Source organism: Streptococcus intermedius SK54 = ATCC 27335 (assembly GCF_000413475.1).
Classification (GTDB): domain Bacteria; phylum Bacillota; class Bacilli; order Lactobacillales; family Streptococcaceae; genus Streptococcus; species Streptococcus intermedius.
Genome location: NZ_ATFK01000004.1, coordinates 206,537 through 228,616, shown reverse-complemented (window position 1 = coordinate 228,616; position 22,080 = coordinate 206,537). Strand labels below are relative to the sequence as shown.

Below are 22,080 nucleotides of genomic sequence, written 5' to 3'. Positions count from 1 at the left end.
CTGAAAGGAATCAATCATATGGCACACGAAAATGTCATTGAAATGCATGAGATAACCAAGATTTTTGGTGAATTTGTCGCAAATGATAAAATTAATCTTAATCTAAGGCGTGGTGAAATTCATGCACTTTTAGGAGAAAACGGAGCGGGTAAGTCCACTCTGATGAATATGTTGGCAGGCTTGCTTGAACCAACAAGTGGTGAGATTACTGTGAATGGGAAGTCAGTGACGATTGATTCTCCTTCAAAATCAGCATCTTTAGGAATAGGGATGGTTCACCAGCATTTCATGTTGGTAGAAGCTTTTACAGTTGCTGAAAACATTATTCTAGGTAGTGAAACAACAAGAAATGGTGTTTTGGACATTCGAGCAGCAATTAAAGACATCAAGGAACTATCTGAAAAATATGGTCTTGCTGTGGATCCAACTGCAAAGGTTGAGGATATTTCTGTTGGTGCACAACAGCGCGTTGAAATTTTAAAAACATTATATCGGGGCGCTGACATCCTGATTTTTGATGAACCAACAGCAGTATTAACTCCTTCAGAAATTGAAGAACTAGAACATATTATGAAAAATCTAGTTAAAGAAGGAAAATCCATCATTTTGATTACGCATAAATTGGATGAAATCCGTGCGGTCTCAGATCGTGTTACCGTTATTCGTCGTGGTAAGAGTATTCAAACTGTTGAGATTGGCGGTGCAACAAATAAAGATCTTGCTGAAATGATGGTTGGTCGTTCAGTATCCTTTACAACAGAAAAAGAAGCTTCTAACCCTAAAGAAGTTATTCTTTCCATTAAAGATTTGGTTGTTAATGAAAATCGAGGTATACCTGCTGTTAAGGACTTATCTTTGGATGTGCGAGCTGGTGAAATTGTTGGAATTGCTGGGATTGATGGAAATGGACAAAGTGAGCTAATTCAAGCAATCACAGGCCTTCGAAAAGTAAAATCAGGAAGTATTACTATAAAAGGCGAAGAAGTCGTTGGTCTCTCTCCACGGAAGATTACTGAGATGCAAGTTAGTCATGTACCAGAAGATCGTCATCGCGATGGTTTGGTCTTGGATATGATGCTTTCTGAAAATATGGCATTGCAAACTTATTACAAGGAGCCATTAAGCAAAAATGGCATCTTGAATTATAATAATATCACATCTTATGCACGCAAATTAATGGAAGAATTTGATGTTCGTGCTGCAAATGAAACTGTCCCAGCATCTGCTCTTTCAGGAGGGAATCAACAAAAGGCGATTATTGCTCGTGAAATAGATCGAAATCCCGACCTTTTAATTGTTAGTCAACCCACTCGTGGATTGGATGTTGGAGCGATTGAATATATTCATAAACGTTTGATTGAAGAGCGCGACAAGGGAAAAGCAGTACTGGTTGTCAGCTTTGAATTAGATGAAATTCTGAACGTTTCAGACCGTATCGCTGTTATCCATGATGGTAAGATTCAAGGTATTGTCACTCCAGCTGAAACGAACAAACAAGAGTTGGGTATCTTGATGGCCGGTGGTGAAATTAAGAAGGGAGATTCAAATGACTAAGAGAACACAGCAAATTGCGGTGCCTTTGATTTCCGTTATTCTTGGAATTTTACTCGGTGCCATTGTTATGTGGATTTTTGGCTATGATGCCATCTGGGGCTATGAAGAACTATTTAAAGCCGCTTTTGGTACTATTCGAAGTATTGGTGAAATTTTCCGAGCAATGGGGCCACTTATTTTAATTGCGCTTGGGTTTGCAGTAGCAAGCCGAGCTGGTTTCTTTAATGTCGGTTTACCAGGACAAGCCTTAGCAGGTTGGATTTTAAGTGGGTGGTTTGCACTTTCGTTTCCGAACCTTCCGCGTCCTATTATGATTCTTGCGACAGTTGTTATTGCAGCAGTAGCCGGTGGGATTATTGGTGCTATTCCTGGGATTCTTCGTGCCTATTTGGGAACAAGTGAAGTTATCGTAACTATTATGATGAACTACATCGTTCTTTATGTTGGAAATGCAGTGATTCATAGTTTCCCAAAGAGTGTTATGCAAAGTATTGACTCAAGCGTTAAAGTTGGAGCTAATGCAACTTATCAAACAGAATGGTTGCGAGCGTTAACCAATAATTCACGGATGAATATTGGAATCTTCTTTGCAGTTATTGCAGTTGTCCTTATCTGGTTCATGCTGAAAAAAACAACACTTGGTTTTGAAATTCGCTCTGTCGGACTAAATCCAAATGCGAGTGAATATGCAGGGATGTCTGCTAAAAGAACCATTATTCTTTCAATGATTATTTCAGGTGCACTTGCTGGTGTCGGAGGGGTTGTTGAAGGCCTTGGAACTTTCCAAAATGTTTATGTACAAGGTAGTTCTCTTGCTGTCGGATTTAATGGTATGGCTGTCAGCCTTCTTGCAAATAATTCACCAATTGGTATTCTTTTTGCAGCTTTCTTATTTGCTGTACTTCAAGTTGGAGCTCCAGGTATGAATGCTGCAACGATTCCAGCCGAATTGGTAAATATTGTAACAGCATCTATTATTTTCTTTGTAAGTATTCATTACATTATTGAACACTTTATCAAACCAAGAAAACAAGTAAAAGTAAAGGGAGGAAAATAAGATGAATTTTGTAACAATGTTAAGTCTGTTAGTTTCCTCTATGCTCATTTATGCAGCACCTTTAATCTTTACCAGTATTGGTGGTGCATTCTCAGAACATGCTGGGATTGTCAATGTCGGACTTGAAGGAATTATGGTTATGGGCGCATTCTCAGGAGTTGTCTTCAACCTTACCTTTGTCAATACTTTTGGAAATTTGACTCCTTGGTTGTCGCTTTTAGTTGGTGGTATTGTGGGGTTAATCTTCTCACTGATTCATGCTGTGGCGACTATTAATTTCCGTGCAGATCACGTTGTCAGTGGTACCGTTCTGAACTTGATGGCACCTGCATTAGCAATTTTCTTGGTAAAAGCTTTCTATAACAAAGGACAAACGGATAATATCCAAGTATCATTTGGTAAATTTAACTTTCCGCTATTGTCGGATATTCCTGTCATTGGTGATATCTTCTTTAAACATACCAGTTTAATGGGTTATATTGCAGTAATATTTGCGTTTCTAACTTGGTTCATTATGTTTAAGACGAAGTTTGGACTTCGTTTACGTTCAGTAGGGGAGCACCCACAAGCAGCTGATACATTGGGAATCAATGTTTATCTCATGCGTTATTACGGTGTGATGATTTCAGGTTTCCTTGGTGGCATCGGCGGTGCAATTTATGCTCAATCTATCTCAGTAAATTTTGCAGCAACAACAATTATCGGACCAGGTTTTATTTCACTGGCTGCTATGATTTTTGGTAAATGGAATCCAATCGGCGCCATGCTTTCTAGTCTTTTCTTTGGATTATCTCAAAGTTTGGCTGTTATTGGAAGTCAATTACCATTCTTATCACACGTGCCAGCAGTTTACTTACAGATTGCGCCATATGTACTAACTATTGTCGTATTAGCGGCTTTCTTCGGAAAAGCTGTTGCACCAAAAGCAGATGGTGTCAATTATATTAAGTCTAAATAATAATCTATTTCAAAAAGCCAAGTTACTTTTCAAAGTAGCTTGGCTTTTGTTATAAAAACAATTCTTCTGTTGAGAAGAACTATTTCAGAAAAATAAATTGCTTTTAGAGTCATTTACATGAAATAAACAATTGCAAGATACTGAAGAGCAGATGCTGCTAGGATGAAGAGATGCCAAATCATGTGGAAATAAGGCTTTTTCTTGGCATAAAATCCTGCGCCGACAGTATAACAGAGTCCTCCGGCTAACATCATTCCCCAAAAAATAGGTCCTGTTTGCCCAATTATTTGGGGGATGATAAGAATCACTAACCATCCCATAATAAGATACAATGCCAAACTGAATTTTTCATTAACTTTTTTAGCAAATATTTTATATAAAATACCAAAAATGGTGGTTCCCCATTGAATGCTAATGATAAGGTAACCTAACCAGTTATTCATAAGAGACAATACAACGGGGGTATAGCTTCCAGCGATAGCGATATAAATCATCGAGTGATCAATGATTCGCAAGATATACTTGTGTGTAGAACCATAGCTCATAGAATGGTAAATTGTTGAAGAAAGAAACATCAGAAATAAGCTGATGACAAAAATTGAGACGCCTACAGCAGAAAGAATACCATGTTCTTCATAGCTGTAAATAGCAGAAATCGGAAGTAAAATTAGCATGATGACAGCACCAATAGCATGAGTGACGGCATTGGCAATTTCTTCACCAAAACTCAACTGCTTGCTAAGTTTAAGGGTTTGGTTCATCTTTTGTCCTCCTTTCTAAGGATAAAGCAAGTTCTTTCGTTTGATGAAATAATTTCACAGTTTGACAAGCCACTTCAATAGCAGGTGCAGTATTATCTATTTTTTCCTCTCGCATACAATAGACAAATTCATTGTAAAGAGTAGGAGAATCCTTTTCGTTTACCAGAAGCTGAATTGTCTTAATAATATCTGGAATAGGAAAGACCGGCTTTAAAGTCGTCAATACAATCAAACGAGCAATTTGGATACGATTGTATTTCTTTTTGATTGGTTTTGGAATGTGAGCGTGTTTTACATAGTTGTTTACCATAGCAGCAGTTAGAGATTTGTCTGTGCTATGAAATGCTTGTTCGTTTACACCATTCACATAAAGAAGAACCTGGTCAAGATAGAGATCTAACTCAGGTAATTCTTCCCATGTCGGAAATTTTGGAATTTCCAAAATATTCACCTCTTCCTCATCTAGTCTCTATAACTAGATTATATAATACTAAACATTGGATGTCAAGAGAGAAATGAATTGTTCTGCTAGATAAGTTTTGATACAATAAGAATATGAAAATTTTAATCCCAACAGCTAAAGAAATGAATTTTAACCTTAAACCGTGTGGAAAATGTTCCCTTTCAGAACAAACAAAACTAATCGTGGCTGGTCTGTCTCGGTATTCTATCGAAGAGTTATCTCATTTTTACCATATTAGTTGGGAGCGAGCTGAAGAAGAACACACTCATCTTCAACGATTAAAAAAAGGGGAGGCCTTGACTTACCCAGCTTTGCATTTGTTTGATGGACTTATGTATCGACATATCAAAAGAAATAACTTAACGGAGAAAGAAATAAGATATGTAGATGACCATTTGTTTATCACCTCTAGTCTCTATGGTATTCTGCCAGCTATGGCGCTGATTTCACCTCATCGATTAGATTTTTTAGTAAAATATACTATTTCGGGTAAAAACTTGAAAAATTATTGGAGACAGAACTATGATGCAGCCATTGCAAATGAGGAACTGATTTTATCGCTGTTATCAAGCGAGTTTGAGACAGTATTTTCCAAATCTATACGAGATAAGATGATTCGGTTTAAATTTTTAGAAGATAGAGAAGGAAGGTTAAAAGTTCACTCTACTATTTCTAAAAAAGCTCGGGGGCAATTTTTAACTGCTTTGATTGAAAATCAGATAACAACTAAAGAAGAAATCAAACAATTGCAGTTTGCGGGTTTTGCTTTTCGAGAAGATTTATCTACGCTAATGAATTACGTTTTTGTAAAGAAATAAAAGAAAAAACGGAATGACTTTCTTAAAATCGTTCCGTTTTTAAATTACTTTACTTGATAGCTGCTAATAAGGCTTTGGATTGAGCTGCAAGTTCAGCTTGTTTTTCTTCAGAAATGGTCAGCTGACCTGTTTGCCAGGCTTCAGAGTTTACAGGGACACCGGTAAACGGTTCAATGACATTCATCCGGATAAATGGAAGAAGGCTCCTATAATGTTTGAAAACTTCATTTGGAGAAGTTCCATTTGCTACAGAGGAAACTGTTACAAGTTTTTCGTTGAGAGCAGAAGGGCCGGTAGGATCGGAAAGATCAAGCGCACGTGATAGCCAATCTAAAAGGTTTTTTAAGACTCCTGGAATTGACCAGTTATAGGTCGGGGAAAAGAGCCAGATAGCGTCAGCGGAAAGAATTTCTTCACGAGCTTTGGCAACAGCGGCAGGAGCCAGGCTTTCAATATCTTGGTTGAAAAATGGAATATCTTTGAAATCAAGATAAGAAATATCTGCTTGACCGGCAATAATGTGTTCAGCTTGAGTAGCTAATTGATGGTTAAACGAGTCTTGACGAAGAGACCCGACAATAAATAGTACTTTTTTAGACATATAAATGACTCTCCTTTTATGTTGTACCCGTTAATATTACAACAAATATCACTAGTTAGCAATAAGTTAGCTCAAATTTTTGAATTTTTTTAAAATCTGAATTAAGTCTTCTTTTTCTTCTCCTGTTAAAATGCTGAGTCCTTGCTGGACATTTTGAATATGCTCTGGAAGTACCGCTTCAATTTTGCTTCGTCCTTTTGGAGTTAATCCGATGAAAAAAGAACGTCGATCAGATGGATCACAGATACGAAAAATCCAACCATCACGTGTCATATTTTTAATTACAACGGTCATATTTCCTGAAGTTGCAAGCATTTTATCAATCAAATCTTGAATGCGTAAGTTTCCTTTACTATAAAGGGTCTCTAATACTGAAAATTGAGTCGGAGTGAGTCTGTGTTGTTTTGCTGCTTGGTTTTCAAAATGTCGAATTGTACGAATTGCTTTATTTAAAACAATCATCGTTTTTAAATCGGTCTGATTTTCCTGTAAAAGTTTTGTTAGTTTATTCATAATTGTATTTTATCAATAAGTAGTAATAAAATCAAATTTTAGAAAAAGATAGAAAAAAATCCTTATTTATAGTATAATGGACGAGTGAAAAATAGAAGAAAGAATGATAGAAATTTTATTGTTTGGCAATACATTATCGGAAGTGCGATGGTTTTGACTGTTCTCACCTTCTCTTTTCTTTACATTTTAAATCTATCGATGAATCCTTATCAATCCGCTAAGGAAACGGCTAGCAAAATCGCTCGCCAATACACAGATTTGGATAAAGTGGATCGCTTTGCTATCTATAATGGCAAAAAGAGTTATTATAGTCTTTTGGGGAAAAATCGCAAAAAGACACAGCTTGCTGTTTTGATAGAAGCTGATAGTGATAAAATCTATACTTATGAGTTGTCTAAAGGAATTAGTCAAGAGAAAGCAGAAAAAATCGCTAAAGATAATGGGGCCAAACAAATTGATAAAGTAACATTTGGCTATATAGACGGCCAACCAATCTGGGAAGTCAAATCTGAAACAACCTATTACAATGTTGATTTTGAAACAGGGACTATACTCAGGAAGGAGGGATTATGATATTATCCAATCGTGTTTTAAATATGGATGAGAGCGTAACTTTAGCAGCGGCAGCGCGTGCTAAAGCCTTAAAAGAAAAAGGGGATGATATCCTTTCGTTGACATTGGGAGAGCCAGATTTTCCAACTCCGAAGAATATTCAAAATGCAGCTATTTCTTCTATAAAAAATGGTAAAGCTAGTTTTTATACGGTTACTAGTGGTCTACCTGAATTGAAAGAAGCAATTGCGGGGTATTTTGCAAAGTACTATGGTTATACGATTAAACAAAATCAAGTGACTGTTGCGACAGGGGCAAAATTCTCCCTTTATACGTTTTTTATGAGTGTCATCAATCCGGGCGATGAGGCAATTATTCCGACACCGTGTTGGGTTAGTTATGGTGATCAGATTAAGATGGCAGAAGGAGTACCAGTTTTTGTTCAAACGACAGAAGCAAATCATTTTAAAGTGACTGTCGAGCAATTAGATGCTGTACGGTCGGCGAAAACGAAAGTTTTGGTGCTCAATTCTCCTTCCAATCCAACGGGGATGATTTATACAGCTAAGGAGTTGTTGGCGATAGGTAATTGGGCTGTAGAGCACGATATTCTTATTTTGGCGGATGATATTTATGGCCGTTTGGTTTATAATGGAAATGAATTCACACCAATTTCGAGTCTATCTGAAGCGATTTGCAAGCAAACAATTGTAATCAATGGTGTGTCTAAGTCGTATTCAATGACAGGCTGGCGGCTTGGTTATGCTGTTGGAGATCCTGAGATTATTGCAGCCATGAGCAAGATGGCTGGACAGACAACTTCCAATCCAACTGCAGCTTCGCAATATGCAGCAATTGAAGCTCTAAAAGGACCACAAGATACTGTTGAAACGATGCGTCAAGCTTTTGAAGAACGTCTCAATACCATTTATCCTTTGCTTGCAGAGGTTCCCGGCTTTAAAGTGGTGAAACCGCAAGGAGCTTTTTACCTTTTCCCAAATGTTAAAAAAGCAATGGGAATGAAAGGATATACAGATGTAACAGAGTTTACAACAGCTATCCTAGAAGAAGTAGGTGTCGCTCTTGTAACAGGTGCTGGCTTTGGTGCACCAGAGAATGTTCGTCTCAGCTATGCGACAGACTTGGATACATTGAAGGAAGCTATTCGCCGTTTGCATCAATTTATGGAGGAATTATAATGATAGATCATTTTGGAATTCAAGTTAGTAATCTAGAAATTAGTAAAGTTTTTTATCAGAAAACTTTGGCTCCGTTGGGGTATAAAATAGCATTTGATATTCCTCAGGCAGTCAGCTTTGCAGAACCTCGTACAGCTCCAGCAGGTGATTTTTGGCTGAGTCAAGGAAAGTCTGATTCTACTCACTTTGCTTTTAATGCAGAGACGAGGGAGCAGGTGGATGCTTTTTATGTGGCTGGTCTTTTAGCTGGTGGTCAAGATAATGGTCGTCCGGGTATTCGTCCTCAATATCATCAGCCCTACTATGCTGCTTTTATTATTGACCCAGATGGAAATAATATTGAAGCAGTCTGTCACAAAGAATAAAAAAGAAAAGAGAAAAAACGTGTCAAATAAATATGTATCAATTATTGATGTTAAACATCATGTCGGAGAAGAAGTAACAATTGGCGCTTGGGTTGCCAATAAATCAGGCAAAGGGAAGATTGCCTTCCTTCAGTTGCGCGATGGAACAGCCTTTTTTCAAGGAGTTGCCTTCAAACCAAACTTTATTGAAAAATTCGGTGAAGAAGTGGGACTAGAGAAGTTTGATACGATTAAACACCTAAGTCAGGAAACAGCTGTCTATGCGACAGGGATTGTAAAAGAAGATGAGCGTTCTAAGTTTGGTTATGAGCTAGATATCACAGACATTGAAGTCATCGGTGAATCTCAAGACTACCCAATCACACCAAAAGAGCATGGAACTGATTTTTTGATGGATCACCGTCATTTATGGCTTCGTTCACGTAAGCAAATGGCAATTATGCAAATCCGTAATGCAATTATCTATGCTTCTTATGAATTTTTTGATCAAAATGGTTTTATCAAATTTGATAGTCCGATTTTGTCGGGAAATGCTGCAGAAGATTCAACAGAGCTTTTTGAAACGGATTATTTTGGAACTCCGGCCTTTCTAAGTCAATCTGGACAGCTTTACTTAGAGGCGGGTGCCATGGCACTTGGTCGTGTATTTGATTTTGGCCCTGTTTTTCGTGCTGAAAAATCCAAAACACGTCGCCATTTGACAGAATTTTGGATGATGGATGCAGAATATCCGTTTGTTACACATGAAGAATCACTTGATCTTCAAGAGGCTTATGTCAAAGCTTTAATTCAAGGTGTTCTGGATCGTGCACCGCATGCTCTTGAAGTATTAGAACGTGATACTGAGCTTCTTAAAAAATATGCAACTGAACCATTCAAACGTATTTCTTACGATGAAGTCATTGATCTCTTACAAGATCATGAAAACGATGAAGATGCAGAGTATGAACATATCGAACGTGGAGATGATTTTGGGTCACCACATGAAACTTGGATTTCAAACTATTTTGGTCTACCAACTTTCGTCGTGAACTACCCTACCAGTTTCAAGGCTTTCTACATGAAACCTGTTCCCGGAAACGAAGAACGTGTGCTTTGTGCAGATCTTTTGGCTCCAGAGGGCTATGGAGAAATCATTGGTGGTTCAGCTCGTGAAGAAAACTATGAAAAATTGTTAAGGAAGATTGAAGAAAATGGTTTGAATCCTAAAGATTATGCTTTTTATCTTGATCTTCGTAAATATGGTTCGGTTCCTCATGCTGGATTTGGACTTGGCTTGGAGAGAATGGTGACATTTGTCGCAGGAACGAAACACATTCGTGAAGCCATTCCGTTTCCACGTATGCTTCACAGAATTGAACCTTAAGAAATGTAAAAACGCCTGTTGGCGTTTTTTTAGAAATAAAATATATGGAAAATGACTAAGTAAGAAAATGAGACAAAATGTTCAGTTTCTGCTTACTCAAGGAAAAAATATGTTTATATTTAGGAGAAGTTACAAAAGAAATATCCCTCTCATGGCAGGAGTGGAATTCTTAGGATTTTTAGGTATTACGAGTTTTTGGATTTTATTCCTCAGTCAAAATGGTATGTCTTTACTGCAAATTGGGCTGTTAGAGAGTATTTTTCATGCAACAGGCATCATTTTTGAAATTCCGTCAGGTATGTTAGCAGACAGGTTTTCTTATAAGGTTAATCTGTATATCAGCCGTTTAACAAGTATTTTGTCATCTATTTTGATGTTGACAGGGCAGGGAAATTTTTGGATATATGCAATTGCAATGATAATTAATGCGTTATCCTATAATTTTGACTCAGGAACGAGCTCTGCACTTTTATATGACTCTGCTGTAGAAGCTGACTTAAAAGATTGTTATTTGAAAATATCAAGTTTGATGTCGGGTGTCTCTGAGGCAGCAATCTCTTTAGGAACGGTACTAGCGGGGTTATTTGTACATGGATATTTGTATATTACTTATTATATCATGATTGTGGTTTCTATTATTGTTTTAATTCTGATTTGGTTGATAAAAGAACCGACAATGAAAAAGAAAAATGACGAAGTGTTGACGATGAAAAAAATTATCTTGATTGTGAGAGAAGAGATGAAAAATAATCCCAGTCTTTTTACATGGATGATAATTTTTCAATTTGTTGGAACAATAATGTGCATGTTTTACTTTTACTATCAAAAGCAATTGCCAGACTTGGCAGGATGGCAGATTTCGACAGTTATGTTGATTGGTAGCGTCTTAAATATTTTGGCAGTTTCTCTTGCCAGTAAGATTGGAAAAACATGGCATTCTTTTCGGATTTTTCCAGTAGTTGTTAGTTTGACAGGAGCAGCATATATACTATCATTGTTTGGTACTCCATTCATGTATATTATTATTTATTTGGTAACGAATGTTTTGTATGCTATGTATCAACCGATTTTTTATAATGATTTGCAACAATATTTACCAAGTTCAGCTAGAGCAACTATGTTAAGTGTCGCTTCAATGATGTTCAGTTTAAGCATGATTATCATTTTTCCGATTGTTGGTTGGCTGATTGACAGTTTTGGCTTTAATCAGACTTTTATTGGATTAGGGCTAGTTCTTATCTTACTAACGCCGCTTTTAGTGATTGCTTTTCAAGTGATTCGTAAAAGATTAAATATAATCAAGATTTAGTTTTTCTACGAGCGGTATTTTTCAGTCTTATATAAATTATAGTATTTCACATCAACTGCTCCAAACTTTTGACATATTCCCGATAACGTTGCTCCTGCAGCTGGTAAATGTGCTAGGAGAAAAATACTTATCAAGTAATGGTAAAAAGCTGATGAGGCTCTTTCCTTATTTTTCTTTCAATTTATGCTACAATGAGATGAAGGAGTTTCAAAATGAAAAAAGTTTTAAGTGCTCTCGCTAAGCTAATCCCCTACATTCCCTTGATTATTTTTCTTATGACCATTTTCTACGGACTTTTACATATAGATTTTGGTGATAGCCCTGATTCAGCACATTCAAGCTATGGTTGGTTCTTTCTGTTTTGGTTTTATTTACCAACACTTGCTATTTATATTTTCAGTTTATTGGCCAATTTGATTCGAGGGGTTCAATACCTACTGAAAGGCGGTAGCAAGGTCAAAATAAGTCTGTCTATAGCCTATATGGCGACGATTGTACTGATTGGTTGGGCACTCTTTGCTTCTCAAACGGTACTGATTTTTGGATTTTATGTTGTGCAGAGAGTTGCTGGCTGGAGCTTTATCTTCCTCTTATTGTTGCTTCCTTTCTTTGACAGACTTTACCAAAAGGATGGTTTGTCAAAGAAAAGTAATCAGTTAATTTTGGTATGTCTTTTAATAGGAACTATCCTTCCTATGGTTTATTCAAAAGTTCAGACAAAGCTATCCGACAATGTTTATACAAAACAATTGGAGCAATTTTACCGCTCTAAAGGCTTGAAATATGATGTCACTATGAAAGAACATTGGTTTGAGTCTGATAGGGCCTTTTTCAAGGTAACAGATGAGGGAGTAGATTTACTGGTGACCGCTGAGTATTCTGGTAAAAAGCTTGAAAAAGTTGACTTTGTTAATGAATCTTACGGTTTAAATATTCTGCTGGGAATCAGTGCAGGAAGTCAGGATGGGCAGGCTATTCTGAAAGAATTCAAGTCTGCTGTAGAAAAAGCAGTTAAAAAGTCTGGTGGGAACGCCAAGGTCAGATACGATAAAGAGTTATCTTATAATCGCCCACAATTTAGTATGTCAACGAATTATCAACTAACCTCGGTCTTGCAAGAAAAAGCTGCTCAAAATAGAAAATCTAAGAACAGCAAGAAACGAGCTTTCAATGGCTATGCGGCTATTTCTATTAAGGATTATATAAAAGAAGGAGCCTTGATGCCAGAGTTGGAATTGGAAGATGGAGCACATATGAACTGGGAAGAAGAGGCTGATTTTTCGAAGCTGCCAGATGGAACTTACATCGTTGATGCCCAACCTTATGTTGTCTCCAAGGGAAAAATCATAAGCCGACCAATAAAAATTTCTCGTCAATCGATAACTGCTGCTACGGAGAAGGAAGCTTCTTCGTCCTCTAGTGATTATTATGATATTAAGGACATTAAGCTTAAAACGGGCAGGGAGAAATCATCACCCTCAATTCAGGCCCTCCAAGCTATTCAGAATTATTTGAAAGCAGATGGGCAAGACTTGGCTGTTAAGACCATTAGTCCAGTCACTGCAGAAGGGGAGCAGATTGCTGTGTTGAAGCAAGGAAACCTGCAAGTGCCGGCTAAATTTAAGATTGAGAATGGCAAGGTTACATCGTCTACCTTTAGCAATTTTAGCAAACCTTATGATCATGCTCTGCTAATGAGGTCAGTTGTTGAAACTAAGGAAGCAAAAGATTTTCTGAACCAATACTGGAAAGTTTTTGCTAACGCAGCTTCACAAACCAAGTACAGCAAAAAAATCAAACAACTGCCGCAGAAAATCTCGCTGACCTATACTGGCTATGGCTTCCTCAATATGACGGACACTGCTCTCCAGAAAGCGCAAGCTTTTAAAAATTCTCCCGATAAGAAACAGTCGGCTTTTAATGGCTTAGGTGGTTTGACTATCAAAGATTTGGTGGCAGCAGAAGTTTTGGTTCCTATGGCTTATCTGGATATACCTAATGAGCTTCTGGGTGATAATTATGAAAATTATCAGCTTATTCGTAACGAGGTATCGTCCAAGATAGACGGCAGTCAGCTGCCGGATGGTATTTATGCTGTTGATATCAACATGATTCGCGTCAAAGACGGCAAAGTTACCCTTTTGACAGTTGAAGAAGTTTCACATAGTGAACTGATTGAATTGCCAAGCAGTCAGGATTTTGATGATTTATCTCAAGAAGAATGGAAGGAAAATCACACTCTTAAATCAAAGTAGACTTATTTGTCGCCCTTTTGATAATCATTTTTATCCATTTTCAACTGTAGTTATTTAGTTTGTTATGACTTAACATTGTGAGAAGATGATTTTTAGCTTGCTAAAAAGCCATCATATGATGGCTTTTTTGATATACTAGGAATAAATACCCATACTGACAAAATATATCCAAGGCAGCTTTTACGAAGAGAAACTGAAACACCGCGCTCTTTGGGATGATGACTAGAACGGGAAATCATGTTCTGTAAGAAATAGCGTAAGAGACGTAGGAATGTAGAATCTTGATAAATGCGGTGAAAGCAGACTAGCGGATTGAGTTGGGTAAAGACTTCTAAATAAATGGTACATTTACTCACCTGTAGCCAAAACAAATCTTGAAATTCTTCTTTCAATTCGGCTAGATGTTGATAGATAGTCTTCTCGCTTAAACTGGTGATTGTGCGAGCTGTTTGATGTCTAGTGTCTGAAACTCCAGCAGAATTTGCAACATTTCCGCTTTGTTTAAAATTGTTTCTTCCAAATAGTGATCTAACATAAATTTCCCCCTATTCTCAAAATTACCATAAAGGAAAAGAAATTGTCAACTAGAATTTGAAAGCAAGCAGAGGCGACAGATGGTTTGAGAAACGGGTGAGGACTGAAAAGACGAGCTTTGACTGCGATTGTCTCAATTTAGGTTTCATTTTTGTGCTTTTTTTGAGACGAGTGGTTGAATGAAAAAGTGATGGTGAAACTAAAAACGACATTTTTTAAAGTTTCTGGTATAATTTTATGGAATGATAGGAGGAAAATATTGTGCGCGATAATCATCTTCATACTTACTTTTCTTACGATTCAGATGCTGATTTCAAAGATTATTTGGAACATTACGATGGTGAAATCGTGACGACTGAACATCTGGATTTATCTAATCCCTATCCGTATGATGCAGGCTCTCTTCACGATGATATTCCTGATTATGAGTCTTATTCCAGAAAAATAGCTGCTCTCAATCGGAAATACGGAAATCGAATCAAAAAAGGAATTGAGATTGGCTATTATAGACCACGAAAGAACGATATTTTAGCTTTCTTAGAAAATAAAAATTATGATTTGAAACTTTTATCTGTTCATCACACTGGGAAATTTAATTATTTAGAAGATCCTGTTTTGCAATGTGACAAAATGAAAGTTATTCCAATTTACTTTAAAGAATTAGAAGAAGCTATTGAAAATATTCCAGCGCATGTTTTGGCTCATTTTGACTATGGTTTTCGCAAGTTTGATGTGACGGTAGAAGAACTGAAAAACTTTGAACCTCAACTTCGTGCCCTCTTTCAGAAAATGATAGAGTAGAACTTGACTTTTAAACTGAATTGCAAGTCTATGTATTTCTATTATTATGAAGATATTTATATCTATGCTCTATCTTTGGTAAAAGAATTGGGTGGAACAAAGTATTCTGTGGGCTCTGATGGCCCATACGTTAGAACATTTTCGCTTGAATTTCGACCGCATTAAGCAAATCCTAACGGAATTTGACATAGAAGAAGGAATGTTACTATAAAAAAGAGGTTAGAACAAAAAGTTCTTAACCTCCGATTATATTTGTTTTAGATTACAAGGTGTACTAGTTCTCAGACATGGAAATATCATAACAAATATTCATATTCTCTGATAATTAAACCATTTTCAAACTCAAAAATATTACAGGATAGTTGACCAAAATCATTTTTGAGAATAGTAACAATCCGATTTTCGTCTGTTGAAAAGGCATGTAAACAGGAAAATTGAATGGTGTTATGATGATAGGCTTGCTGAATCTTAGAAAGGTAATCTTCTATTCCACGAATAACAGAAACCTTTTGCTCATGCAATTCCCAGATGATTTTAGGATGTAAAAATTTTTGGTAAGTTTTCCAATCTCTTTGATTTTCCGCTCGAAAGAACAAGGTTAATGTTTCTAAATTTGTTATTAGTGACCTCCTTAATGAAACAATCTTTTCCAAAAAGAAGGTTTCTTTTCTGCTTGTTGGGGTAAATCTGATTGGAAAAGTTCAGAAAATTGGATAAGGATTTCTTTTTCGGTAATCTCTACTGGATGATCGCTATGAATAACCAATCCAAATGGAGAATTCTGGCAGTTGCTAGATACAATTGTTGCTTTACAACCAAGATCTTTTGCTATTTTTAAGTAAAAAATTTGATATTGGCTAGTGACTGCAGGAGATATCTTCACAGTTACAGGCTGATAGTCTGAGCTAATTTTTTGCAAAATTTCTTTAAAGTGGCTGTGGATAAGGGTACTATTAGCTTCATCAATGCTACATTCTGCAATGACCCGTTCCTCAAATGTTTCTAAAAACTTTCTTTGCTCATCAGGTTTTAATGTTAACCCCCCTTGAGATTTTTCTATTAGTACTTTATTTATATCTGTCATAATAAAATTGTATCATAAAAGAAATGTTTCTCAAAGGATGATATCTACATCTGGGATTAAAAACTCCCGTTTCTAAAAGAAACGAGAGGATAAGACTCTAAATTATTTATTTTTTTTGATAAATTCTAAAATATCACTGATTTTTTTATCATAGTCTGAAATAGTTGAAAGTCCTTTTTCAGATAGATACTTATTTAGCTCATCTGCTCCATTTCCTGTTTTAATAGAACCACTTGCTGTTGTTACGACATACGTTCCGTTAGATTTAAATGCAATGTTGTCACCTGAAGCAAGAACAATGGCATATGAACCGTCACCATTCTTTGTGATTGTTGAGCCGTTAGCTTCATGGATTGCATATGACTTCTTATCATCATTATAGGTAATGGTCATTCCATTGCTGTTAGTCAGCTTGAAGTCTTTACCATTAACAGTAATTTTGCTACCATCAGAGTAAGTAAGGAAGCCGGTATTTTCTTTTGAAGAAGATTCAGTTGTTTTTTCTTCTGTAGAAGAAGATTTACTTGAAGAAGTTGTCTTCTCTGTTGTAGAAGAAGACTGACTTGTTGAATTGTTTTTTTGACCACAAGCCGTTAATAGAAGGGCAGATGTAAGTATAGCAGTAAGTAAGAATTTCTTTTTCATTCTTAACCTCCTAAAATTTTCTTATTTTTAAACATAGTAACAAAAAAGAATAAAAAATTAAAGAAAAAACTGGAGTTGACACAAAAAAAGTAAAATATATTACCAAAATATTATAAAATCGATAAACCGGTTGTACATTTGAAGTCTAAAACGAAAGCTAGGAAATGCTCAGTGACATTTCGTGAAGAGATAGTTTTTGCTATTTTCAGTATAATGATTACTAAAGTAAATTACATACTAAAATTGTAATCGTTTTCTTTAAATATCTTGATTTATTTTTACTAGAATGTCTATTTTTCCTTGAAAAAACCTGATTTTTAAGGTATCATAGGAATGTAAATAAAATAACTCAAAGGAGAGTAAAAAATGTCAATTATTACTGATGTTTACGCTCGCGAAGTCCTAGACTCACGCGGTAACCCAACACTTGAAGTAGAAGTTTATACTGAATCAGGTGCTTTCGGACGTGGTATGGTTCCATCTGGAGCTTCTACTGGTGAACACGAAGCAGTTGAGCTTCGTGATGGTGACAAATCTCGTTACGGTGGTCTTGGTACACAAAAAGCTGTTGACAACGTAAACAATATCATTGCTGAAGCAGTTATTGGTTATGACGTTCGCGATCAACAAGCTATTGACCGTGCAATGATTGCACTTGATGGTACTCCAAATAAAGGTAAATTGGGTGCAAATGCAATCCTTGGTGTATCTATTGCTGTGGCACGTGCTGCTGCTGATTACCTTGAAATTCCACTTTATAGCTACCTTGGCGGATTCAATACTAAAGTTCTTCCAACTCCAATGATGAACATCATCAACGGTGGTTCTCACTCTGACGCTCCAATCGCTTTCCAAGAATTTATGATCGTACCTGCTGGTGCACCTACATTCAAAGAAGCTCTTCGTTGGGGTGCTGAAATTTTCCATGCTCTTAAGAAAATCCTTAAATCTCGTGGTCTTGAAACAGCTGTTGGTGACGAAGGAGGATTTGCTCCTCGTTTTGATGGAACTGAAGATGGTGTAGAAACAATTCTTGCTGCTATTGAAGCTGCTGGTTATGTTCCTGGTAAAGATGTATTCCTTGGATTCGACTGTGCATCATCAGAATTCTATGACAAAGAACGTAAAGTTTATGATTACACTAAATTCGAAGGTGAAGGAGCTGCAGTTCGTACAGCTGATGAACAAATTGACTACCTTGAAGAATTGGTGAACAAATATCCAATTATCACTATTGAAGATGGTATGGATGAAAATGACTGGGATGGTTGGAAGAAGCTTACTGAACGTCTTGGTAAAAAAGTACAACTTGTTGGTGATGACTTCTTCGTAACAAATACTTCATATCTTGAAAAAGGTATCAATGAAGCTTGTGCTAACTCAATCCTTATCAAAGTGAACCAAATTGGTACCCTTACTGAAACATTCGACGCTATTGAAATGGCGAAAGAAGCTGGTTACACTGCCGTTGTATCACACCGTTCAGGTGAAACTGAAGATTCAACAATCGCTGACATCGCAGTCGCAACTAACGCAGGACAAATTAAGACTGGTTCACTTTCACGTACAGACCGTATTGCTAAATACAACCAATTGCTTCGTATCGAAGACCAACTTGGTGAAGTAGCTGAATATCGTGGTTTGAAATCTTTCTATAACTTGTCAAAATAATTCAGTTATAATACGAATCGGCTAGTGAAACTAGTCGATTTTTTCTTTATTGTGTCGATAAATTTTAGGAGGATAATATGGATAAAATTGAAGAACTTGCTCGTATTATTCGAAATAGCCAAAATATAGTATTTTTTGGTGGTGCAGGTGTTTCAACCGAATCTGCCATTCCAGATTTTCGTAGTTCTAATGGTATTTACAATATTGAATTAAATCAACACTTCACAGCAGAACAACTAGTTTCCTATACAATGTTTGAACATTATCCAAAGCAGTTTTTTGATTTTTACAAGAAATATCTCATTTATCCTGATGCTAAACCAAATGTAGCACATATCTATTTAGCTCATTTAGAGAATGTAGGAAAACTCAAAGCGATTATCACACAAAATATTGATAGTTTACACGAGATGGCAGGAAGTAAAAATGTATTGAAACTACATGGTAGTGTAGACCGTAATTATTGTACCAATTGTCATCGTTTTTATGATTTAGAGGATTTTTTGAAATTGTTTGGAAGTATTCCTTATTGCGAGACTTGTGGCCACATTGTTAAGCCAGATGTGACTCTTTATGAGGAATCTCTGGATATGACCGTTTTTAATCAGGCAATTCAGGCTATTAGTCGAGCAGATCTGCTCATTATTGGTGGAACTTCATTAGTTGTTTATCCTGCGGCTAGTTTGGTTCAGTATTTTCAAGGAAGACAGCTAGTCATTATCAATAAAAGTAAAGTGGTACATGATAATCAAGCTAGCTTAATCATCGAGGGCAAGATTGGTGAGGTACTCAGTAAAGTATGGAAATTAACGGATAATTAATTCGAAAATCAGTGAATGTATGGCATTTAGCTGTATTTTCAAAAAAAGTAAAATTTAAAAAATGTCCTTTATAATGGAAATTTCTGAAAATGTCCTTTATAATGGAAATTTTTTAAAATTTCCATTATAATAGACAAAAAGGAGTGAAAAGATGATGTATATTGCTCTTATTGGAGATATTATTGAATCAAAAAAAATACAGGATCGAGCACAGGTACAACAGCAGTTATTGCGATTGATGAAAGAGCTGAATTGGCAATATCAGGACTATTTAATTTCCCCTTTTACAGTCACAACTGGAGATGAATTTCAAGCCTTGTTCTCACCGAATTCCTATATGTTTCAAATCATAGATCAGCTTTCTGTTGCATTTTCTCCTTATGAAATTCGATTCGGTATTGGTGTTGGAGAAATGGTTACAGAAATCAATAAAGAACAAAGTATAGGTTCTGATGGTCCTGCATATTGGTTGGCTAGAGAAGCCATTAATCATATCCACGACAAGAATGATTATGGCATCAATCACATTTCAGTTTTTTTGGCGGATGAAGAAGTCACCTGGACTGTCAATGCTATGTTAGCTGCGTGTTCTTTTATTCAGTCCAAGTGGACAGAAGTTCAATATGATGTACTCAAACAATTACTGACTGAAAATATATATGATGAAACATTTTCGCATAAAGAAATAGCAAGATTGCTCGGTATTACTCCAAGTGCTTTTAATAAACGTATCAAGGCAAGTGGTCTAAAAATTTATCTCAGAAATAAACGAGTTGCTATGAATCAGATATTAAAAGAGATAGCAAAGGAGGAGAGTAGGCATGTCTAAGTTGTGGGGATTTTCAGATTTCTTCTTGCAAAATCCAATCTTATTATTAACGTTGATAGCTCATGTTTTAGCTGATTTTCAATGGCAGAGTCAAAAAATAGCCGACTTAAAAAGTCGGAAATTACCATATTTAATGTTACATCTAATCATTGTTTTTCTTCCATTGCTAATGTTGAGTGTTCTTTTTCCAAAAAACAGTTTATATTTTGTTACTGTTTGGATTAGTCATGCAGTGATTGATTTCTTGAAATACAAGTTCAATACTTTCATAGAAATAAAAAGATTGACTAAACAAGTTTTTATTGTTGACCAATTACTGCATCTAATTTGTATGTTTCTTTTTTACGTTTTATTAGCAAGCAAAATAAATCCACTCTGGCTAAAAAATAGTGCTGCAGTAGTTCAGACGCTTTTATTTTTAGCAGTAGTTGGAAAACCGATTAATATTTTATTTAAACTTTTCTTCAGTAGGTATCAGTCAAAAGGAGATAATCAAGATACTATAGCAGGTGCGGGAGCAATGATTGGGATTTTAGAACGTTATATTATGGCTCTATCTCTCATATTTGGACAGTTCGCTTCAGTTGGCTTAGTTTTTACTGCTAAGTCAATTGCACGTTATAATAAAATTTCTGAAAGTCAATCCTTTGCAGAATACTATCTTATCGGCTCGCTTTTTAGCATGATTAGTGTGCTAATTGTTTTTGGCTTGCTCTATTTGTAATAGTACAAGCCAAAAGTTTCCAATTTAAAGGTAGAAGGTGTAAGAAATTGAAGACGAAGCGGTTGACTGAGTAATCTATCATGCAGAGATTGCAGACAATAATTACAAAGCAGATTGTTTTTTTCAATCTTAGACAAGTCGACAGTCCAGTCTCCCAAATAGTCTTGCTCCTGACATCAATTTGGATCAGCTGATATTTGTTTGTAGATGATTAGGTTAGTGGCAAGGTTATCTGTATGAATCGTTTTTGTTCTATTATTGAATTTCATAGCCCAAGAGAAGACCATTTTCCTCAGCGTAAAAACTGCACAGGCCAGAAGTTGGAATAACTTCAATAACAGCTTGAGGAAATTTTTCTCGCACCATTTCGGAAAATTGCTGACAAAACTTAGGGTTATTTCGATGAGCAATAATGATTTGGCCACCTGCATAGCCCGCTTTTATGAGTTCATCAAAAGCTGCAATGAGTGATTTTTTTGCACCACGCGCCTTTTGAAGTAACTCTAGCTTCCCGTCTTGGCTAGCTTCGCCGACCATACGGATGTTAAGTAATCCTACAACAGCTCCGACTAATTTGCTTAGTCGCCCATTTTTGACTAAGTTGTCAACTTTTGTAAGAACAAAAAGTAACTTTGTTTTTGTTTGATAGGCTGTAATTTCTGTCACGACTTCTTCATAACTCAAACCTTGATCAATAAGAAAATTCAGTTTTTTGATGATCAAGTCATTCTCGCCGCCTGCAGAAAGAGTATCAATAATATGAATATTCACATTAGGATGTTCTTCTAGATAAAGTTTTTTAGCCACTTGTGCGCTATTATGACTTCCTGATAAGGTTCCTGTAATAGTGACTACAAAAATATTTGAAGCGCCATCAAAAGCCTTCATGTAGTCATCTGGACTAGGGCAGGCTGATTTTGAAGCAGAAGAAGTGGCATACATTTTTTCCATCATATCATCAATATTGAGCTGAGCATTATCTATAAAGATTTCATCATTTACTTGAATGGTCAAAGGAACACTTTCAAATAAGGTGTCAACAGCAATATTTTCGATAGTTCTATAATCACAACCTGAATCAGCTACAATTTTCCAAGTCATTAAATTCTCCTTTATTGGGCAGTAAATTAGTTAGACATTGACAAAAGTTTTGTCTTTTTTTACAATTATATCATGAAATCTGTGCCTTAGAAAGCCTTT

At 36.2% G+C, this 22,080-nt stretch carries 22 protein-coding genes and 1 pseudogene; 15 read left to right on the top strand and 8 right to left on the bottom strand.

What is annotated here, in order from left to right:
* Positions 1-18 precede the first annotated feature (18 nt).
* Genes HMPREF1654_RS06555 through HMPREF1654_RS06545 form a run of 3 tightly spaced genes read left to right on the top strand, consistent with a single transcriptional unit; the run spans position 19 to position 3,569 of the window.
* Complete coding sequence (locus tag HMPREF1654_RS06555; RefSeq protein ID WP_003076820.1) at positions 19-1,554, top strand: ABC transporter ATP-binding protein; 1,536 nt, start codon at positions 19-21, stop codon at positions 1,552-1,554.
* The gene (locus HMPREF1654_RS06550; RefSeq protein WP_003076479.1) at positions 1,547-2,611 is read left to right on the top strand and encodes an ABC transporter permease; all 1,065 of its coding nucleotides are present in this window, start codon (positions 1,547-1,549) and stop codon (positions 2,609-2,611) included. The genes HMPREF1654_RS06555 and HMPREF1654_RS06550 overlap by 8 nt, the downstream gene beginning before the upstream one ends.
* 1 nt (position 2,612) lies before the next feature.
* Positions 2,613-3,569 (top strand): ABC transporter permease, encoded by a 957-nt coding sequence (locus tag HMPREF1654_RS06545; protein WP_003072825.1) that lies wholly within the window; start codon positions 2,613-2,615, stop codon positions 3,567-3,569.
* A 113-nt stretch (positions 3,570-3,682) separates the two neighbouring features.
* Here HMPREF1654_RS06545 and trhA read toward each other — a convergent pair whose 3' ends face one another.
* Positions 3,683-4,330 carry a PAQR family membrane homeostasis protein TrhA gene (trhA, locus tag HMPREF1654_RS06540; protein WP_003077006.1) on the bottom strand — a complete coding sequence of 216 codons (648 nt, stop codon included), beginning with the start codon at positions 4,328-4,330 and terminating at the stop codon, positions 3,683-3,685.
* The gene (locus tag HMPREF1654_RS06535) at positions 4,314-4,772 is read right to left on the bottom strand and encodes a DUF1836 domain-containing protein (protein ID WP_003072823.1); all 459 of its coding nucleotides are present in this window, start codon (positions 4,770-4,772) and stop codon (positions 4,314-4,316) included. Before HMPREF1654_RS06535 ends, trhA begins: the two co-directional genes overlap by 17 nt.
* Before the next feature lie 113 nt (positions 4,773-4,885).
* On the opposite strand from HMPREF1654_RS06535, the gene yaaA reads away from it, so the two are divergent.
* Positions 4,886-5,611 (top strand): peroxide stress protein YaaA, encoded by a 726-nt coding sequence (gene yaaA / locus HMPREF1654_RS06530; protein WP_003076237.1) that lies wholly within the window; start codon positions 4,886-4,888, stop codon positions 5,609-5,611.
* Between the two features lie 49 nt (positions 5,612-5,660).
* Here yaaA and HMPREF1654_RS06525 read toward each other — a convergent pair whose 3' ends face one another.
* Together HMPREF1654_RS06525 and HMPREF1654_RS06520 are read right to left on the bottom strand one after the other, a co-directional pair.
* Positions 5,661-6,212, bottom strand: a complete 552-nt coding sequence (locus HMPREF1654_RS06525) for an NADPH-dependent FMN reductase (protein WP_003077053.1) — start codon at positions 6,210-6,212, stop codon at positions 5,661-5,663.
* A 66-nt stretch (positions 6,213-6,278) separates the two neighbouring features.
* On the bottom strand, positions 6,279-6,725 hold the full coding sequence (locus HMPREF1654_RS06520; RefSeq protein ID WP_003076805.1) for a MarR family winged helix-turn-helix transcriptional regulator: 447 nt from the start codon (positions 6,723-6,725) through the stop codon (positions 6,279-6,281).
* A gap of 84 nt (positions 6,726-6,809) precedes the next feature.
* Between HMPREF1654_RS06520 and HMPREF1654_RS06515 the strand changes: the two genes are divergently transcribed.
* The 7 genes and pseudogenes from HMPREF1654_RS06515 to HMPREF1654_RS06485 all read left to right on the top strand — a co-directional run bounded on the left by HMPREF1654_RS06515 (position 6,810) and on the right by HMPREF1654_RS06485 (position 15,317).
* Positions 6,810-7,298, top strand: a complete 489-nt coding sequence (locus tag HMPREF1654_RS06515; protein ID WP_037589428.1) for a cell wall elongation regulator TseB-like domain-containing protein — start codon at positions 6,810-6,812, stop codon at positions 7,296-7,298.
* The gene (locus tag HMPREF1654_RS06510) at positions 7,295-8,476 is read left to right on the top strand and encodes a pyridoxal phosphate-dependent aminotransferase (RefSeq protein WP_003076306.1); all 1,182 of its coding nucleotides are present in this window, start codon (positions 7,295-7,297) and stop codon (positions 8,474-8,476) included. The genes HMPREF1654_RS06515 and HMPREF1654_RS06510 overlap by 4 nt, the downstream gene beginning before the upstream one ends.
* Positions 8,476-8,841, top strand: coding sequence for a VOC family protein (locus tag HMPREF1654_RS06505; protein ID WP_003072817.1), 366 nt, complete (start codon positions 8,476-8,478; stop codon positions 8,839-8,841). The genes HMPREF1654_RS06510 and HMPREF1654_RS06505 overlap by 1 nt, the downstream gene beginning before the upstream one ends.
* A gap of 19 nt (positions 8,842-8,860) precedes the next feature.
* Positions 8,861-10,207: an asparagine--tRNA ligase gene (asnS, locus tag HMPREF1654_RS06500; protein WP_014829651.1), complete on the top strand. Its 1,347-nt coding sequence runs from the start codon at positions 8,861-8,863 to the stop codon at positions 10,205-10,207.
* A 109-nt stretch (positions 10,208-10,316) separates the two neighbouring features.
* Complete coding sequence (locus HMPREF1654_RS06495) at positions 10,317-11,516, top strand: MFS transporter (RefSeq protein WP_003076882.1); 1,200 nt, start codon at positions 10,317-10,319, stop codon at positions 11,514-11,516.
* 212 nt (positions 11,517-11,728) lie between these two features.
* Positions 11,729-13,771: a hypothetical protein gene (locus HMPREF1654_RS06490; RefSeq protein WP_003076239.1), complete on the top strand. Its 2,043-nt coding sequence runs from the start codon at positions 11,729-11,731 to the stop codon at positions 13,769-13,771.
* A 795-nt stretch (positions 13,772-14,566) separates the two neighbouring features.
* Positions 14,567-15,317 (top strand): annotated as a pseudogene (locus HMPREF1654_RS06485) (PHP domain-containing protein).
* A gap of 85 nt (positions 15,318-15,402) precedes the next feature.
* Here HMPREF1654_RS06485 and HMPREF1654_RS06480 read toward each other — a convergent pair.
* The 3 genes from HMPREF1654_RS06480 to HMPREF1654_RS06470 form a co-directional block, all read right to left on the bottom strand.
* Complete coding sequence (locus HMPREF1654_RS06480; protein WP_037589464.1) at positions 15,403-15,726, bottom strand: nuclear transport factor 2 family protein; 324 nt, start codon at positions 15,724-15,726, stop codon at positions 15,403-15,405.
* Positions 15,727-15,737: 11 nt separating this feature from the next.
* Positions 15,738-16,190, bottom strand: a complete 453-nt coding sequence (locus HMPREF1654_RS06475) for a DUF1694 domain-containing protein (protein ID WP_003072810.1) — start codon at positions 16,188-16,190, stop codon at positions 15,738-15,740.
* A gap of 102 nt (positions 16,191-16,292) precedes the next feature.
* Positions 16,293-16,835, bottom strand: a complete 543-nt coding sequence (locus HMPREF1654_RS06470; RefSeq protein WP_003076714.1) for an LptM family lipoprotein — start codon at positions 16,833-16,835, stop codon at positions 16,293-16,295.
* Positions 16,836-17,201: 366 nt separating this feature from the next.
* Here HMPREF1654_RS06470 and eno point away from each other — a divergent pair, with 366 nt between their 5' ends.
* The 4 genes from eno to HMPREF1654_RS06450 all read left to right on the top strand — a co-directional run bounded on the left by eno (position 17,202) and on the right by HMPREF1654_RS06450 (position 20,880).
* Positions 17,202-18,506, top strand: coding sequence for a surface-displayed alpha-enolase (gene eno, locus HMPREF1654_RS06465; RefSeq protein ID WP_003068974.1), 1,305 nt, complete (start codon positions 17,202-17,204; stop codon positions 18,504-18,506).
* A gap of 77 nt (positions 18,507-18,583) precedes the next feature.
* Positions 18,584-19,327, top strand: a complete 744-nt coding sequence (locus tag HMPREF1654_RS06460) for an NAD-dependent protein deacylase (protein WP_003076461.1) — start codon at positions 18,584-18,586, stop codon at positions 19,325-19,327.
* A gap of 151 nt (positions 19,328-19,478) precedes the next feature.
* Positions 19,479-20,156, top strand: a complete 678-nt coding sequence (locus HMPREF1654_RS06455; RefSeq protein WP_014829655.1) for a SatD family protein — start codon at positions 19,479-19,481, stop codon at positions 20,154-20,156.
* Entirely contained in the window at positions 20,149-20,880 is a 732-nt protein-coding gene (locus HMPREF1654_RS06450) for a DUF3307 domain-containing protein (RefSeq protein WP_003076635.1), read from the top strand. Before HMPREF1654_RS06455 ends, HMPREF1654_RS06450 begins: the two co-directional genes overlap by 8 nt.
* Before the next feature lie 255 nt (positions 20,881-21,135).
* Here the strand turns inward: HMPREF1654_RS06450 and HMPREF1654_RS06445 are convergent, their stop codons facing one another.
* Positions 21,136-21,981: a DegV family protein gene (locus HMPREF1654_RS06445; RefSeq protein WP_003076474.1), complete on the bottom strand. Its 846-nt coding sequence runs from the start codon at positions 21,979-21,981 to the stop codon at positions 21,136-21,138.
* Positions 21,982-22,080: the final 99 nt, after the last annotated feature.